This is a genomic window from Gracilimonas sp., assembly GCF_017641085.1.
Classification (GTDB): domain Bacteria; phylum Bacteroidota; class Rhodothermia; order Balneolales; family Balneolaceae; genus Gracilimonas.
In genome coordinates this window covers 1,215,259-1,231,338 of record NZ_JAEPPI010000001.1, presented here as the reverse complement: position 1 = coordinate 1,231,338, position 16,080 = coordinate 1,215,259, and the positions used below count along the sequence as shown (strand labels likewise).

The following is a 16,080-nucleotide window of genomic DNA, read 5'->3' as shown; positions in this document are numbered from 1 at the left end:
ATCCCTATGATTAAAGACGTTCGAAGTTACATACATACTGTGGGCAATCGGCTTAGCAAGGCTTTCTCTATGGAGGCTTTCGGAACCGAGCAACAGCTTGAATTCTGGGAGTTATCGGCTGAACACCTGTCGCGAAAAGAAAGTCCCTCATTCGGCGATATCGTAAACTGGATGGATTTGCTGTACCGGGCCCCCGTACATTTTGTGTATAGATTGCAGGGCGATAAATTGGTGCTCGACCGGCGACATGTGCTTACCAGGAACATACTGCGTGATAAAAACGAAGAACAAGAGCCTCACAAACAATCACAACAGCAGAAAGAATACATAAAAGATTTCGAGTACCAGTTGCAGAACCTTGAAAAGAAAATGAGCATGGATGAGGTGTTTAAAGAGCAAGGGATAGCATCACATTCCATCGGACAGTGCGAGCATATTCCTCTGTTTAAAAAGGATGGAGAGCAATGGGGGATATACTGCGCAGGTCCGTACACGAAAAGCCCGGATCAAATCACCCCAAAACTATCGATTGTGGGTAGATTGCTGGCCAACTGGCTCATCAACCTCGATGATGAAGAGAGTAACCCGCAGCGCGAATATGAGCAGAAAATCGACGATGTAGTTTCGGATTTGGGCAGCGGGAAGTTGAATACGGAAGGGGTTGCCCAGATTATGCTGAGGTATGTAGTTAATGGAAGAAAAGTAGAATCCGGATGTATCGTTGAGTTTACCCCGGGCGGGCATAAATTGCTTGCCTCTATTGGTATGAAGGAAAAAGTAGCCGGTTATTTTACGGCTGAAGGAGAAAAAGCCCTCTATAAAGATAGTGACGGCAATCTCTCGGCTACCGAATTCGGACAAGAGTTTCTAAAACAGTGGGGTAAGCAGGTTGATGTCGAGTATTTTAACGGAGAGCATCATTCAGGATTTCTAATGGTTGAGAAAACCGACAAAGGAGGAAAGCTTGATGTTGAAGGACTGTTAGAAGAAATCGGACTGTCGCTGGCCAACCTCTTTGACTACCGGTATAAAAATGAGCATTTCTCAGATCAGCTTATGGATGGTTATTACAAGATGTTACGCGCCATCGAGCAAAGCCGGGAGAAAACCCGTTTTCACACCCCAAGAATGGTTGCTTTTGTGCAGCGATTCGGAATGTTTTTTGGTCTGGAAGATGACGAGATGGAGATTATCATCAAAACAGCCAAGCTTCATGATATCGGCTATGTGGGGGCTATAAGTATTGAGCCGGGTAAAACAATTGGAGGTGAGCTTTCACATCCTCTCATTGGGGCTAACTTGGTTGAGCAGCTCTCGATACACCGTGATGTGCTTGAGGGAATAAAAACCCACCACGAATGGGTAAACGGAAACGGTTCTCCTTCCGGGTTGAAATCTGAAAGCATTCCGTGGACGGGGAAAATTATCGGCTTGTTTGAGTTTGTGGTGGATTTCGTAGAAACATATGCCGGTGATGACTCCAAAACCGACGACGAATGGCTCGAGTTATTATCGAAGAACCTGATGGAACGTGCCGATGTGGAATTTGATATGGTATTGATTCCAACGGCCATTCAGCTTTTACAGGCCTTAGGATGGCAAGAATGTGTGAGGTTAGGTGTTGAAGAATGAAACTGAATTTTTCAGCAATTTGCATAATGGCACTTCTTTTTACACAGTGTAACAACACGAAACAGGCTTCCTTTTCGATGGCAGATCACACTCCATTTGGGGTTTGTTATGCTAAGGTAACACCGGAACAGGTGCAGAATTACCGCATGGTAATTATAGAGCCGGATTTTTATACCGAGGAAGAAATGGACGCTTTGCGTGCAACCGGCACAAAGATTATTGCCTATGTCACGCTTGGAGAAGTGGATGCTAACCGCTGGTATTATCCCCGTTTAGCCGAAATCGGTTTTCTGGGGAAAAATGAAAACTGGAATAGTTTTTTTATCGACCTGGAAAGTACTGAAGCCCGGCGGGTCATTTTAACAGAAGTTTTGCCGGCCATCACGGAAAAAGGTGTAGATGGTCTGTTCCTCGATACCGTTGATGCCGTAGCTCCGAACACAGAACGCGCACATTTACAGCCCTACATGGTTCAGCTGATCGAGGGAATCAGGCAGCGATACCCCGGGTTGACGATCATCCAGAATGCAGGAGCTTTTTTACTGGGAGAGACCGGCGATGATGTTGACGCTTTTTTAACCGAGGCACTCGCATCCGACTATGACTTTGAAAATAAACGGTATCGGATACGGTCTGCTGCAGAATTCAACGACCGGCTTGAATATTTGAACCACTATTCCACCCAAAGCGGTAAGCCGTATTTTATTGTAGGTTTTGCTGATTCTGATACCAAAAGAAAGCAAATTAAAGCCCGCCTGGATACTTTAGGGCGCCCATACTTTATTAGCAATATTGGTTTGAGTGAACTGCCCGTGCAGCCCGATTCAGTTGCCAACACCCTGAAATCCGGGAGCTCATGAGCTACGATATTCAAGCCATATTCTCGGTGATCAGGCTTACCATCAGTTTCCTCTTTGTATTTGGTTTTGTGACCCCCTTGTTTTTTGAACACGCCGGAAATAAAAGGGGAATTGATCGTATAGTATTTTCCTGGGTGGGTTTGGGTGGTTTGATCATCATTGGAACCTTTATGCTGGTGAATCTCCATATCTATGATTTCATCAGTATTCTGTTTTGTCTTTTGATGCTGCCGCTGCTGGTTCATTTCTTTAAACGCAAATGGGAGGGAAGTACGGTAACAGATATTTTTAACCGGGGCGAAAACCGTATTGTAGCCAACCACGTTCTGTTTATTGAAAAAGTAAAGAACCTGAACTGGGCCGATTTCAAACAACGAATTTTTAAGAAACCTCCCATTAACCCAGAAAACCCATATTCCATTGCTGCTGTAGGGATAGGTATTTTAGCCTCGGTGCTTAGAATTATACCGTCCATTCAGAATTCAGCACCGTTCAGCAGGGTGTGGTATTTTGAATTGGATGCGGTAAAAGGGCTGAGCCTTCAGGAATACTTCTCCGGTTATCCCACGCCCAAGGGAATGCACTCCATTATCAATTTCTTCAGTACTATTACACAGGTAAGCCCGGAAATGATACTACACATTATCGGTGCTTTGATCAGCTTTTTCCTGGCCGTTATCATTTTCTGGGTAATGCGGGATCTTACAAAAAGAAGGCACCAATCTGCAGCTTTGCTTTCAGCTCTTATCTATGCAGTGTTTCCGACACTGTTCCTGCCGGTTTCGATGGAGCTCGAATCTGAACTGACATCCCTTTCGTTCTCCTTATGTTTTGCATTGCCTACCATGCTGTTCTTTCTCCGCAATATACGGTCGGGCGGGAAAACACCCTGGTTCTATATTTTCATGGGAATAGTGGCAACGGGCCTCACAAACGTATTTGTACTGTTGATGGTGTTGCTGCCGTTTATGTTAGTCGGGATTCTATCTATCCCTAAAAAGTATTTCTTCAAACGGTTTGGAAAAATTACACTCTACCTGATATCAATTTATGTGCTGACGTTGGCTCCGTATATCATTTATTGCCTGGCCTCAGGACTGAGTGTTGGTACTTTCTTTCAGGATCAGCTATTTAATACCCAGGTATTCAGCTTTACCACCGATTTGATTATACCCATTGAGGAGTTAAGCCTGATATATTTCTATGCTGGTATAATTTTATTTGCAGGATTCCTGATCCGGCTTTTTGTTCAACAAAAGAAACGAATTGGGGATGAGATGGTATTTCTGATGCTTTTTGTATGCATCTCATACTTGTACACACCTTTTTTCGATTATCAATACGTGTATATCGACCCTGATCAGCTTAACAGTTTTTACGGGATGTTGATCTGCATTTTCTTTGGGTTGAGTATGTGCTCAATATTCATTTTTCTGGAATGGATAATTAAGCCTGTTGAGAAAATCACCCCTTATGTCATGCCGATAATAACTTTAGGTGTTGTGGTTTTTCTATTTGCATATCAGGGAGGGCTGCGCAAAAGCAGTAAGCTTCCAAAAACAGAACCTAACGGCTTTTTCAACGCCTATTACAATATCATCAATGAGCGAATACCTTATACTTACGCAACGGTAGGACCGGAACTGGATCGTGAGCTGGCTAAGAACCGGCACTTTTTCATGAACTATCAGTTTTTTCTTAATAATTATGGTGTAATTGATTCCCTGTACCAGCAATATTTAATGGTACCTGACGATCAACGCCCGGAAGTACAGGAAGTACCACCTGCCAGCATCTTTCTGTTTGTTGAAAAGCCACCTTACGGCTCTATTCAGCAGGGAATTTTGTATGATGCTCAGAATACAATGAGAGATATTGAGCAATGGCTGGTAACATTTCGACAGCTTGAAGGAAGGAAAGTCAGAGTATATTATGAAACCGAAGAGGCCATTGTTTATGAAATCGTAAATAGGGACGATGAATCTACTATAGGCGGAGTTTTAAGAAATATTTATCCAACAGAGGAAGGACGTGCAGCACGACTCTTCAAATAACAAACCGAACTTTAGAACCAGAACTACCGGGTTTATTCAAAGCGCAGCATTGGCGTTCATGGTAATCTCTGTGGCTATAGTATCAGGCTGCCAGCAAAACGGTTCGTTCAGAGGATTTTCCGGGATTGAAGTATCATCTAACTCTCCTTTAGTAATGGTGATTAAGAATCAGGGAAGTGGTTTCAGTGCTGAGGTATCCGAGCAGGTTCAGAAGGCACTCGATTACACCAAGATTCCCTATTTCACCATCGACTTTGGAATTTTAACCCAGGAATTTGCCATTCCACAGTCGGTACGAAGCCTGATCGTGACCTCTGAGCGTATTCAGGAGTTATCGGATGCTGAGATTGAGGAGATAGTTGAGTTTGTTACGCGTGGGAATTCCCTTGTAGTTATCGGGCCGATTAATAACCCTCGTTTTTCGTTTCTGCAGGGCATTAAACAGGATGCTAACTTTGACGCAGATTCTATAAATGTGGGTTTCCGGTTAAAGGGAGACGCTTTTCCGGGAATGCAGAACAGGCAATATAATCCAAACGGATTGCTGCCTCATTATGGATTGGATAGGAAAGACTTCAGCGACGATATCTCGATTTTAGCAAGTACTGCAACGGATCCTGATCAACCTTTCATTATTTCGAATAAAATTGGGCTGGGTGAAGTAGTTACGGTGAACAGTTTTGTGGTTGGAGGAAAGATTTATCGGGGAATTCTTTTCTCTTCCATACTCCGGGGATTGCAGGGAATTCCATATCAGGTGGCCGATGTGAGTACAATTTTTCTGGATGACTTCCCCGCACCACTGTATAACGAAAAGCTGCCACCCATTGATGAAGAGTATGATGTTACACACACCGAGTTTGTAAGTAAAATCTGGTGGCCGGATATGGTAGCCTTAGCCGATTCTTTCGATATTACTTACTCAGCAATGACCGCATTCAATTATAATGCGAATGTAGTGCCGCCTTTCGACTTCCAGGAATGGAGGCAGGGCTCCATTATCTTTAACGACAAAATTATACAGGGGAGTATTTTTCTGGCCAACAGTATAAAAAACACCCGCCACGAACTGGCATTTCATGGGTATAATCACTTTTCGCTGTGGTCCGAGGATTGGGATAATATGAACTTCATGGTGTCGGCGCTTCAGGCGGCCCGCAAGCGATGGAGGATTGATGGTTTAGGGCCTTTACCAACAAATTATGTGCCCCCAACAAATCAAATAGATTCCATTGGCATCCAGGCTATTGTAAAAGGTATGCCGAGTATTGAATATATGAGTTCTCTCTATTTTGGGGATCGTTCAGAAGGGCGGGGACGGGAATTTGACCCTGATCCCTATGCTCCATCGGCCTTATTCAACTACCCCCGGATAAGCAGTGGTTTTACCATGAATGAGAATTCCCTGATGGATCAGCATGGCCTGCAACTGCTTACCGGAATCTGGAATCATTTTGTGCATCCCGATGATGTTTTTCAGGTTACCCAGCGGAGAGAAGACGAATTCTCGAGTCGAAATCCTTTGGGACTTGGCTGGAAATCAGATCCGGAATACGGGTATGGTTTATATCAGCTTTTAAGCCGAAGAGTCAAACACACATACCAACACTATCCCAATAATAGATTTGTAGCTGCAACACTGGGGGGCAAAAAAACCGAAGACTGGAGGCAGCGGCTTTCCAACTATTCCTTAGACGGCCCGTCCATCAAAATTAATACCGGATACAGAAATAATTACGTACCAAAGTTTCCAAATGATAACACACACTGGTACATGTATGTTACCCAAGAGCAGGTTAGGGAAGTGGAGAGCACCCTGAACAAACAAGGCCTGAGCTACAGCAGAACCGGAATTTGGGATGGATATCTCTATCAGTTCAAAGTTTCAACTGATGTGTTTTTCGTCCCCAATTTTGATAAGAGTTTTTACTATGACCGGCAGTTCGTCAATAGCCTGGTCAGAGATCAAATCGATAACTTTCGTCAGTATAGCCTCATTGCATCCGATGGTTCTGTCTTCGATTCAGGTAATTGGCGGGATACACGGATGGAAGATGCTGTTAGGACGTGGCGGCAAAATCCAACGGTTGCAAATCAGGAACAGCTTATTTCGTTAAGCGTAGAATTCAATCAGATTTCCCGCGCCATTGATATTCTTGAAGATCGACTATTGCGGAATGATGTGTGGGTTCAGGATGATATTGATCGCCTGTTAACTTATTACGGTTGGGAAGGGATGCAGTCCCGGGCTGAACTTTTCCTGGAAAGATTATGGGAAGTACATCGTTCGGGTAAAGTTATAGCACTTAAGAATCAGGTTGTAGCCGCACTTGGGCTCTTTGGTGAAGACTTTGAACGCCGGTGGAGATTGAGGGCCTTAGAGCTTGCCCCCGACGACTATGAGACGCTGCTGAGTTATACAAAGTCCATTGAATCGCAGGAAAACTGGCCGGAAATGAAAAAGAATTTGCGGAAGCTGTTGGATATGCGTCCCCAAACAGATTCCCTATATGCCTTCACCGTTCAGCGATCTATTTATTATGCAAGCCCGGACAGCACGATGGCTCTTGTGGAAGAGTTTCCCGATTACGCCTATGATCAACTTACCCCGTTTGCTTCCAACTTAGCGCTCATGTACGGTTTTGAAGCCAATGAGTATGAGAGAGCTTTGTTCTGGGCCAATAACGCTCCGGACTTTGAAGAGCAGTTAAAGCTATTCTGGCTTTCACAGCTCAATCTGGATGCACTGTATCTGGCCAAAGCCAACGAGCTGGTAACCAACGATCCTGACAATGCCGATCTCCGATCTTTTGTTGGGTCTAATTTATTTTATGAAGGTTTTGAAGAGCAGTCGTACAACACTTTATATCCGCTCTTTGAAAATGGCCGGGAAAAAGGACTGGCTGCCGATACGCTGATCAGAAATGAAATTGGCTTTAAACCGTATGAAATGAAAAAAAGCTTCTTCCGAAAATACCCGAAGTTCTTTGACCCCGATCAGCGGAAGTCAATCAGGGACGAATACAGATGGACAGAAGGCGTAAGAGCTTCCCTGTTTGGAGAATACAGAAACGATAACTTCGACAACACCTTTGCCCGTGGAGGACTTTCTGTTCAATTTGGAAACCGAAGACAGAACACTCACACTATCAAATCAGAGTACCTGGTTTTTTCAGATGATAACCTTACCGGAAATGGAACATTAAATTATCAGGGTGGGGGATATCAATTTACACATCGATCTGATAATCAACAGTTTGAATTTCGAATAGGCCCAACCGTACTGGTTGATGGCAGTGAATTCATTCCTGAAGGACTCATCGGAATGAGTTTCAGCAAAGACTCAGCATTTACTTCCATTGAGTTAACAGGAGGGGCTGAGCTCACGTCCACTTCACTCCAAAACGACTACTATCAGGCTCAGCTTCAGCTGTACCGGCAGGATTATTTTTTTAGTGGGAACGTAGTAAGCGCCCTGTCAGCAACCGGTAAATATTATACCAATGATGTGTTCAGGTACGGAGGGCAAATCCGACTGTTCCTTGATTTAATGGAGACCAAATTCAGGGTCAGGCCTGTGGGTGAAGTGAGTTATGCCGATGCTACAGAAAGCTTCTTATCAGGTATACCATATTACACCCCCGATCAATATTTTGCCCAGGGTATTGGACTTGATTTCAGGTACCGCAACCCCGATAACTTTGATTATCGTACTCAGCTTACGGGTGAGATTTTTGGTAAACACGAACGAAGAGAAGGCTTCTTTTACTCAGGAAGAATTCAGCTCGAACATAAATTCAAAAACTTCTGGCAGATCAGTATTGGAAGTGAGATATCCACCAGCGACGTGTATCGATCAAATCGGTTTTTCTTCACTATTTCTCATTACTTTCCCAGAAAGTTAAGACCCAGAAATTAGAAACTTAACCTAATAAGATGCGTAGTCGGGATATGTGCTTTATAAGAAAACATTTGGAGTGGTTTGTGTTCAGTGCCGGACTTGTGTTACTCGCACTTATGAGTCCTGAAAATACAGGAACCTCACTCTGCTTTTTTGATTGGATTGGCATTGATTATTGTCCCGGTGAGGGTTTGGGGCATTCGGTATCCTACACATTCAGGGGGAATTTTGAAGCCGCGTTGCAAGCCCATTTCGCCGGACCGGCAGCCGTTTTCATCCTCTCAGGAAGAATCATTTACATTTGGAAAGAACTTTATCAAGAATCAAAACTAACTACGAATAAGGAACAGCATGGCTAATGTTATAGATCATTTACCGGAAATAGAAGGGGACGAATCACTATACGTCGGGAAATTACTTTCAGACTTATCAGACGAACAGGCTTCTAAGTTTGCATCTGTGTACCGTTCACGAAGAAAAGACCCGCAAACGGTTTTAATTACCTGTATTCTTGGTTTTTTCCTGATTGCAGGTGTGCATCGTCTTTTATTGAATCAAATCGGGATGGGCATCCTGTACATCTTTACCGGTGGACTTTGCTTAATCGGGACCATTGTAGATTTGGTGAATTACAAAGACATGGCCTTTCAGTATAACCGTGGCGTAGCGAAGGAAATACAGTCGTACGTATAAGACGGTTTATTTACCCAGACCAAAGAAACGGTTTATATTAAAACCGAACCGGAAATCCAGGTCCAGAATATTGGTATCGGTACGGGCAAGCAGGTGTTGTTCGGTGAACCACCGTCCACTCATAAAAAAGAGCTGAAAAACATGCCCGCCGGTATCGATTTCGAAAGAGACGGCAACATGATCTTTGGTGTTCGGGTTTCTGTTTCCCAACACGGGTAGATATTCGAATGCGAGTGCATTCCGGTTGTTTAACTTATACCGACCGGCTATTCCAAGGCCAACTATGGTGTTGTACAACTTACCGTTATTCTGCTCTTTCACTACGGTATTAAAGTGGGAAAGCATTGGAGAAACCTGCAGGCTCAGCTTGTCGTTAAATTTCCGGGCAACCATCACAGAAGTGAAATAATTTAGCCGCTCGGTAAAGGTATAATCAAAACGCCTTTCTTTTTGGGTAGAGATTCCCAAATCACCTTTGATGGCTATTTGCACAGGCACTTTGTCCGACTTCAATTGTTCAAGAATAACGTACTTGGCACGCAGATCAACAACGTCTTCAATCCCGGTCCGGCCAATCCCGATATCGAGCTTATCCGTTACGCCATAGTCGATACCTAACCGAACGGCCGCTCCTCCGTCCAAGCCGTAAAAATCTTCAATTCCACCCGATACCAGACCAAAATTGTGCATTACCATGCTGTTCATATTCTTTTTGGGCAGAGCTGTAACTGTACTTAAACCGGCAATACTTCCCGCAAGAAAAATGTCTTCAACCGGTCCGTCCTGCACCGCTCTTTTTCGTTCCAGAACCTGGGCGCTTAAGGAATAGCTGCCAAAAAGAAATACCAGTGTGATAAGTGTTGTTTTTCGAATAACCATATTAATCTTCTACCGGTTTTAATAGTGCTTCAATTTCAATTTCCTGTTCCTGATCCACTTTTACAAAAAGCAGGCTGGGAGGGACGATATCGTAATCCTCGAGACGTAATATCCAACTGGCTTTCACCAACAGCCCTTCCGGTTTCATTTGAAGGGTACCGTCAATGGTGACCTCCCGGCTCACGCCATGAATCTTGAAATCTCCCTTCACTTTTACTGGTTGTTCGGCCGTTGTGTCCGGGTTAAAATCTGAAACCAATTCCCCGAAAAATTCCGCAAAAGGGTATTTCTTTGTTTCCAGGGTTTCCTTCATATCGCGATCTCTTTTTTCGATGCCTGTTTCCAGGGTCGTTAAGTCGATATAGAAGTCAACTTTGTTATTGCTTAGGTTTATGAGTCCTGTCAGGTTCTCTGAATTACCGGAAAATGTGTGTAGCGGAACTCTGGAATGAAAGATAGCCGTGCCTTCCTCAGTCATGTAAGACTGAGCTGAAGCCGTCGCAATAAATCCAAAGAGTAAAATGAGCGTTGTTGTAAATTTCTTCATACTAATTATCCTCCGCACCGCCTGCAATCCAGGCTTCAATTTGTGCGATTTCTGTTGTGGTGAGATACTGACCGGTGGTAGGCATCCTGCTTCCATAAGAGGGATCCGGCTTAATTTTTTCTACTAACGGGCTGTTTTCCGGCTCACCGGGTACAACGATAGGCCCGCCTGCCACGGAACCCATGCTATTGATCGTAGAATTATAGGAAGTGAGATTCACCCCGTTTGTTGAAGAATTAATGTGGCAACTTCCACAATTTGAGGTAAGTATTGGCTGAATATCAGCAGAATAACTAATATCATTTGGATCGATATCAGGAGTTTCTGAGATATCTTCCACGTTGCTGATACAACCAACACTAAAGAATAATAGAAAAAGAACAAGGGTTGAAAAAAAATAGCGCATATTAGCCTTGGTTAAATAATTATTTAGTTATTTAAAAATAACTGTTGAATGTTAAATGATTTTGGGTAACTAATGCAACTGTTAATACGAACATAAATATAGATCAGATGTTATGGCTGTAATAAAAAGGGAAGCTTCAGTTAAGCTGTTAAAGGAATTTATTAAAGGAGAAAGTTTGCTGAATCATTCAATGATGGTTGCAAGGGCTATGGAAGGTTATGGACGTGCATTGAACAAATCGGAACAACAGGTAGAAGAGTGGTGGACTGCGGGTTTGTTACACGATTTGGATTGGGAGAAATACCCGGATGAACATCCACACAAAGCTGTAAACGAGATACTCCCTGAGCACGATTATCCTGAATCTGTAATTGAAGCTATAAAAGCCCATGCTCCAGAAAGGACGGGTAAAGAACCGAATAGTGAGATTGAGCGATATCTTTTTGCCTGCGATGAGTTATCCGGTTTTATGAACGCTGTTTCATTGATGAGGCCTAACGGCTTTGAGGATATGAAGGTGAAATCGGTTACTAAAAAACTTAAGGATGCCAAGTTCGCAGCCAATGTGCCACGCGAAGATATAAGAAAGGGAGCTGAACTTATCGGCAAAGAACTCAATGATCACATTACCTTTTTGATCGGTGTATTTCGGTCATAGAACCGGGACTTCCTTTTTAAAGTATTTTTAACGTTATTATTCATAGTGGTTTAAGAGAAACATAATACGAGGTACATTACTATGAGAGTAATAACTGCATTTCTGATTGCACTGAGTGTTACACTTGGGTTGCCAGCACAGGATCTCGAAGTCAATTTTTATGAAGGTATTGATTTGTATGAGGGGATTGACGAGAAATTTTATTCCGGCAGTAATTTTGGAGTGAAAAATCCGATCTATTCAGCCTATCCCGTTTCCGGAATGATTCGACATAACAGGGTAGATGGTTTATTTCTTGGATACCAGGAAGAAAAGATGGATTGGAATAACGCTAATTTTCTGGGAATCGAGAACGTTGACCTTCACGGGTTGATCGGGTATTCCGTTGCTCAGGATCAGCTGCAGTATTCCATTGGCGCTGAGAAGAGTATTGGTACAGATAGAAAGTGGTTGCTCTTCGGAGGAGACCTTCATAATACTACTTCTACAGAAGATTACTGGCGAACAGGTATCTATGAAAATTCGCTTACATCATTCGCTACCGGCTTTGACTATCATGATTATTACAATGCCGACGGGTACGGATTCTATGCGATTATTAAACCTGTTCGTTTTTTAGAATTTGGAGCATCTTATAATGTAGATGAGTTTAGCTCTTTGGAAGTGAATACTGATTTTTCTGTGATTTCAAAATATTCCAGCTTCCGGCCAAACCCGGCTATTCACAGTGACCTTGAGCAAATTAATCAACAAAGCCTCACTTTAGGACTCACCATAAATCCACGTACCGTAAATAGACATTCTTCGGTATGGTCAACGGTGTCAGCTAAGGCTGAAATTGCTGATCTTGGAGGAACAGAGAATGATTTCTTCTATAATAAATACCAGGTAGAAGCAAAGTCTTACTTTCGGTTAGACCACACCACGCTGTTCAAGTGGAGACTCATGGCCGGAAGTATTACGGGTGAAGCTCCGGATTTCAAAAACTTTGCTCTTGGTGGAATAGGAAGTATGCGGGCGTTGGGCTTTAAGTCGTTAACCGGAAACCTGATGGTATTGAGTAATCTGGAAGTAGAACTGGGGAAAAGTACATCTTATCGGGATGGGTGGCCGGATTTGAGTTCATTTTATATCTCGCTTTTCCTGGATTCAGGCACGAGCATGTTCAACCAAAGTTATTTAGCAACGACAAATCCGCTCTCTGATTTTGATCTAAGTTTCTCAGAACTTTCTCATAATGCCGGCATCGGTTTAGGTTTTGGGATGTTCAGAGCTGAGGTCGCAAAACCAATAGCTGGTTCGGAGGGGAGAACGTCATTCTGGATACGATTTAATCCAACTTTCTAAACAAAATCTCGCTTAATAAAGAAACCCGGACTGATCAAGGCCCGGGTTTTTTTCTTTAGGGCATTTGGTGCTTATGCAGCATCCAAAAGCTCTTTGCTCTTCGCCCAACAAATACGACCACGAAAAAGGAATGTTTCAGCAGAATCGTAAATTGTTACAGCTGACCAACTTTACATCAGATATTCTCTTTTACATTTCAATTTGTATCTTTAGCGCATGAATATTCAACGACAATTTGCGGTAACAAAGCCCGAATTCATTACAACGATCCTGCTTTTTGTACTAATCGCAGTGATGGTATTGAGTTCAAGGCTCATTCGACTTACATCCGGTTCTTCTCTCGTTTTTGAAGAACAGACGGAAATACTGCTTCCCGGAAATTCCGGATTATTAGACCTGCAACAGTATTTAGAAAGTGAAGACATCCGGTTCGATAAAACCGAAATGGAGTGGGCGGCTCGTATTCTGGGATGGAGAAAGATGCAGCGTGGGCGGTATGTATTTGAAGGAGAATATTCTTACAACGGCTTCCTGTCAAAAATGGCACGGGGCATTCAGGACCCGGTTTCAGTAGTTATATTACCCGGTATTACAACAGACAGGTTCACTCAAACTACAGCCGAGAACCTGCATTTTGATTCCGATTCTTTATTAACATTGATGAATGACAGTTCATTCTTGGCTGAGAAAGATCTTTCCAAAGAAGAACTTTTCGGAAGGATGCTTCCCGAAACATATCTCATTTACTGGACCAGTTCACCGAAAGAGTTTCTAAATAAGGTATTGCGGGAGTTTGACAATGCCTTCACGCAAGAGTATCGCGAGCAAGCTGAGGAAATGGATATGACCATTAACGAAGTTGTTACGCTGGCATCCATTGTGGAATGGGAGGCCAAAAATCAGGATGAGAAACCAATCATCAGTGGATTATATTGGAACCGGCTGAACCGGGGGATGCGCCTGCAAGCCGATCCTACCGTAAATTTTGCTTTAGGGGAGCGAAGGCGGCTTTTGTTTGAAGATTACCAGATAGATCATCCTTACAACACCTATATGAACAGTGGGTTACCACCGGGGCCAATCACCAACCCAAGCTTTTCTACCATTGAGGCTACTCTATATCCGGAAGACCATGACTATTTATATATGGTAGCTAATCCGGAAGGTGGACACGTGTTTACCCGAACATTTAGTGAACATCAGGCGGAAAGTGAGAAATGGCGACGCTGGCTACGTGAGCAATATCGAATTAAGAGGCAGCGCGAAGCCGAGCAACAAGCTAACGAGCAGGAAACAAGATAACCGTTACTGTTCGCCAGCCCTTTCTTTGTACTGAAGCTGTTTGATGCTCACTTCCTGATTAATGTGGGTATTCTGAAAGCTCACGTCCATGATCAGTCCGCGGTAGTTGTTGAACTTCTTAAGTCCTTCTTTCAGATAAGCCGGATTTTGCACTCTTTTTAAAGTTCGTAGTGCTACGTTGGCCGCATCATACCCAATAAGAGCAAAGCGATTGGGTTCGGTATCGAAACGTAGACGAAATTCACTTTCAAAATCTTCTATGTCGGTATTTCCGGGATTCTGCTCAAAGGTCTTGGTATAGTAAATCTCAGTATCCGGGAGATTTCGGGAATCGATATCGGCCATTTCCCATTCTTCAGAACCTAAAACCGTCATATCGGTTCCTATGGCTTCCAAATTGGTGAGTAGAGAACTAATAAGGGTCTCGGCGATGTTGCCTGTAAATGGTGCATATACGGCATCTATATTGTAATTGAAAACCGTATCTACTTCGGGATCAAAGTTTCTGGCGTATTTACTGATATCGTAGCCTTCTGATTCAAGTTCTTCCACGTAATATCTTACCACTTCGCCACCCAGTTTGCGAGCTTCATCAAGAAAAGCCACAGCTGAGGGTTCACCTAAAGAGCCCCGCTCTGCGATTACGGCCAGTGTATCATATCCTAAATTCCGGATGGCAAATTGCGCCATTCTTTGACCCTGAATCGCAAAGGTAGGATTCAACTGGTAGGTATAATTGTGGTCAAGGTTCAGGCTGTCTGAATTGGCAAGGGGAGTGAGCATGGGAATTTCATACAGCTCCGCATATTGAGACATGGCTACTGCCACTTCCGAAAAAAGCGGGCCGATGATGATATCAGCATCGTGATTCCAGGCCAGTTCATTAGCAATAGCAGGAGCATTGGCTGCATCAGCACCGGTGTTTTTGTAGGTGAGAAACGCCTTCAGATCCGTATTCTCACTGTTGAATTTTTCTACTGCGAGCTGAATGCCAAAATACAAGTGTTGGGGAATTTCAAACTGAGGAGATTCAATTTCAAACTGAGGAAGGGCCACCCCGATATTATAGGCTAAACCGGATGGAGCTTTCGTATATCGGTTTGGATTGTATCGCTGCATATAGGCAGCAGAATCGCTCAACAAAGCTTCTATGGAAGCATAATTGGTTGTATCCGAAATCGTACTTGCCTTATAGGCCTTGAAAAGGGCCCGTGCAGAAACCAAGTCTAACTTTCCGACCCCAGCCTCTACAAGGTCAAGCCGTACAGCATCATATTTTGTAGCTCTGAAAGTATTAAACCGCTGCTCGAGAGTGAGATAATTAACCACATCGCGGTAAAAAGAGAAGGCTGCCCGTGATACAGAAGGTTCTCGTGAATTCTGTTTTAGTTCATGCAGGGCATCCAGAGAAGCTGCAAAGTTCTTTAGCTGGAAATCGGCAAGAGAAGCCGTGTATTTAGCTTCGCTGAATATTTCAGAGGAGGTGCTGTCAACCTTACCCAGGTATTCCTTTGCCTTGATGAAGTTGTTTAGTGCATAATAGCTTTTGCCTGCAAATAGCTGAGCACTCGGATTGTTGGATTGTTCAAAAATTCGAAGAGCTCGTTCGTAGTTTCCTTCCTCGTAAAACTCAATGCCGGTTTCTATAGATTGAGCGATGGCGGATAAGGAAAAAGTGAACAGAAGTACTAAAGAAAATAGAAGTCGTTTCATCAAATAGGGTATGAATATGTTAGTTTCTGAATTTATAACTAAGCAAAGGCTAAAAAGTTCTGAATTTGTGTATCATTAATATCACAAT

At 43.3% G+C, this 16,080-nt stretch carries 13 protein-coding genes; 9 read left to right on the top strand and 4 right to left on the bottom strand.

Annotated features, from left to right (window positions below):
* The first annotated feature begins 6 nt into the window (after positions 1-6).
* From JJ941_RS05345 to JJ941_RS05320, 6 genes are all read left to right on the top strand, one after another.
* Positions 7-1,632, top strand: a complete 1,626-nt coding sequence (locus tag JJ941_RS05345; RefSeq protein WP_290962626.1) for an HD domain-containing phosphohydrolase — start codon at positions 7-9, stop codon at positions 1,630-1,632.
* Between the two features lie 26 nt (positions 1,633-1,658).
* A complete protein-coding gene (locus JJ941_RS05340; protein WP_290962625.1) occupies positions 1,659-2,492 on the top strand; it encodes an endo alpha-1,4 polygalactosaminidase in 834 nt (277 codons plus the stop codon).
* A complete protein-coding gene (locus JJ941_RS05335; protein WP_290962624.1) occupies positions 2,489-4,546 on the top strand; it encodes a hypothetical protein in 2,058 nt (685 codons plus the stop codon). The genes JJ941_RS05340 and JJ941_RS05335 overlap by 4 nt, the downstream gene beginning before the upstream one ends.
* A gap of 70 nt (positions 4,547-4,616) precedes the next feature.
* Positions 4,617-8,465 carry a DUF2194 domain-containing protein gene (locus tag JJ941_RS05330; protein ID WP_290962623.1) on the top strand — a complete coding sequence of 1,283 codons (3,849 nt, stop codon included), beginning with the start codon at positions 4,617-4,619 and terminating at the stop codon, positions 8,463-8,465.
* Positions 8,466-8,497: 32 nt separating this feature from the next.
* On the top strand, positions 8,498-8,806 hold the full coding sequence (locus JJ941_RS05325) for a DUF2752 domain-containing protein (protein WP_290962622.1): 309 nt from the start codon (positions 8,498-8,500) through the stop codon (positions 8,804-8,806).
* Positions 8,799-9,140 (top strand): TM2 domain-containing protein, encoded by a 342-nt coding sequence (locus JJ941_RS05320; RefSeq protein WP_290962621.1) that lies wholly within the window; start codon positions 8,799-8,801, stop codon positions 9,138-9,140. Before JJ941_RS05325 ends, JJ941_RS05320 begins: the two co-directional genes overlap by 8 nt.
* Before the next feature lie 6 nt (positions 9,141-9,146).
* Here the strand turns inward: JJ941_RS05320 and JJ941_RS05315 are convergent, their stop codons facing one another.
* From JJ941_RS05315 to JJ941_RS05305, 3 genes are read right to left on the bottom strand one after another with little or no spacing between them, the layout of a single operon-like run.
* Positions 9,147-10,019, bottom strand: coding sequence for a DUF5777 family beta-barrel protein (locus JJ941_RS05315; protein WP_290962620.1), 873 nt, complete (start codon positions 10,017-10,019; stop codon positions 9,147-9,149).
* A gap of 1 nt (position 10,020) precedes the next feature.
* On the bottom strand, positions 10,021-10,566 hold the full coding sequence (locus JJ941_RS05310) for a YceI family protein (protein WP_290962619.1): 546 nt from the start codon (positions 10,564-10,566) through the stop codon (positions 10,021-10,023).
* 1 nt (position 10,567) lies between these two features.
* Positions 10,568-10,972 carry a c-type cytochrome domain-containing protein gene (locus JJ941_RS05305; protein ID WP_290962618.1) on the bottom strand — a complete coding sequence of 135 codons (405 nt, stop codon included), beginning with the start codon at positions 10,970-10,972 and terminating at the stop codon, positions 10,568-10,570.
* Positions 10,973-11,084: 112 nt separating this feature from the next.
* On the opposite strand from JJ941_RS05305, the gene JJ941_RS05300 reads away from it, so the two are divergent.
* The 3 genes from JJ941_RS05300 (at position 11,085) to mltG (ending at position 14,279) form a co-directional block, all read left to right on the top strand.
* A complete protein-coding gene (locus tag JJ941_RS05300; RefSeq protein ID WP_290962617.1) occupies positions 11,085-11,630 on the top strand; it encodes an HD domain-containing protein in 546 nt (181 codons plus the stop codon).
* An 81-nt stretch (positions 11,631-11,711) separates the two neighbouring features.
* Entirely contained in the window at positions 11,712-12,977 is a 1,266-nt protein-coding gene (locus JJ941_RS05295; RefSeq protein ID WP_290962616.1) for a BamA/TamA family outer membrane protein, read from the top strand.
* Between the two features lie 216 nt (positions 12,978-13,193).
* Entirely contained in the window at positions 13,194-14,279 is a 1,086-nt protein-coding gene (gene mltG / locus JJ941_RS05290) for an endolytic transglycosylase MltG (protein ID WP_290962615.1), read from the top strand.
* A gap of 3 nt (positions 14,280-14,282) precedes the next feature.
* Here mltG and JJ941_RS05285 read toward each other — a convergent pair whose 3' ends face one another.
* The gene (locus tag JJ941_RS05285; protein WP_290962614.1) at positions 14,283-15,992 is read right to left on the bottom strand and encodes an ABC transporter substrate-binding protein; all 1,710 of its coding nucleotides are present in this window, start codon (positions 15,990-15,992) and stop codon (positions 14,283-14,285) included.
* Positions 15,993-16,080: the final 88 nt, after the last annotated feature.

Bases quoted from the DNA above. Each gene is read 5' to 3' on its own strand.
- JJ941_RS05345 (WP_290962626.1), top strand. From the start codon at position 7: ATGATTAAAGACGTTCGAAGTTACATACATACTGTGGGCAATCGGCTT.
- JJ941_RS05340 (WP_290962625.1), top strand. From the start codon at position 1,659: ATGGCACTTCTTTTTACACAGTGTAACAACACGAAACAGGCTTCCTTT.
- JJ941_RS05335 (WP_290962624.1), top strand. From the start codon at position 2,489: ATGAGCTACGATATTCAAGCCATATTCTCGGTGATCAGGCTTACCATC.
- JJ941_RS05325 (WP_290962622.1), top strand. From the start codon at position 8,498: ATGTGCTTTATAAGAAAACATTTGGAGTGGTTTGTGTTCAGTGCCGGA.
- JJ941_RS05320 (WP_290962621.1), top strand. From the start codon at position 8,799: ATGGCTAATGTTATAGATCATTTACCGGAAATAGAAGGGGACGAATCA.
- JJ941_RS05315 (WP_290962620.1), bottom strand. From the start codon at position 10,019: ATGGTTATTCGAAAAACAACACTTATCACACTGGTATTTCTTTTTGGC.
- JJ941_RS05310 (WP_290962619.1), bottom strand. From the start codon at position 10,566: ATGAAGAAATTTACAACAACGCTCATTTTACTCTTTGGATTTATTGCG.
- JJ941_RS05305 (WP_290962618.1), bottom strand. From the start codon at position 10,972: ATGCGCTATTTTTTTTCAACCCTTGTTCTTTTTCTATTATTCTTTAGT.
- JJ941_RS05300 (WP_290962617.1), top strand. From the start codon at position 11,085: ATGGCTGTAATAAAAAGGGAAGCTTCAGTTAAGCTGTTAAAGGAATTT.
- JJ941_RS05295 (WP_290962616.1), top strand. From the start codon at position 11,712: ATGAGAGTAATAACTGCATTTCTGATTGCACTGAGTGTTACACTTGGG.
- mltG (WP_290962615.1), top strand. From the start codon at position 13,194: ATGAATATTCAACGACAATTTGCGGTAACAAAGCCCGAATTCATTACA.
- JJ941_RS05285 (WP_290962614.1), bottom strand. From the start codon at position 15,992: ATGAAACGACTTCTATTTTCTTTAGTACTTCTGTTCACTTTTTCCTTA.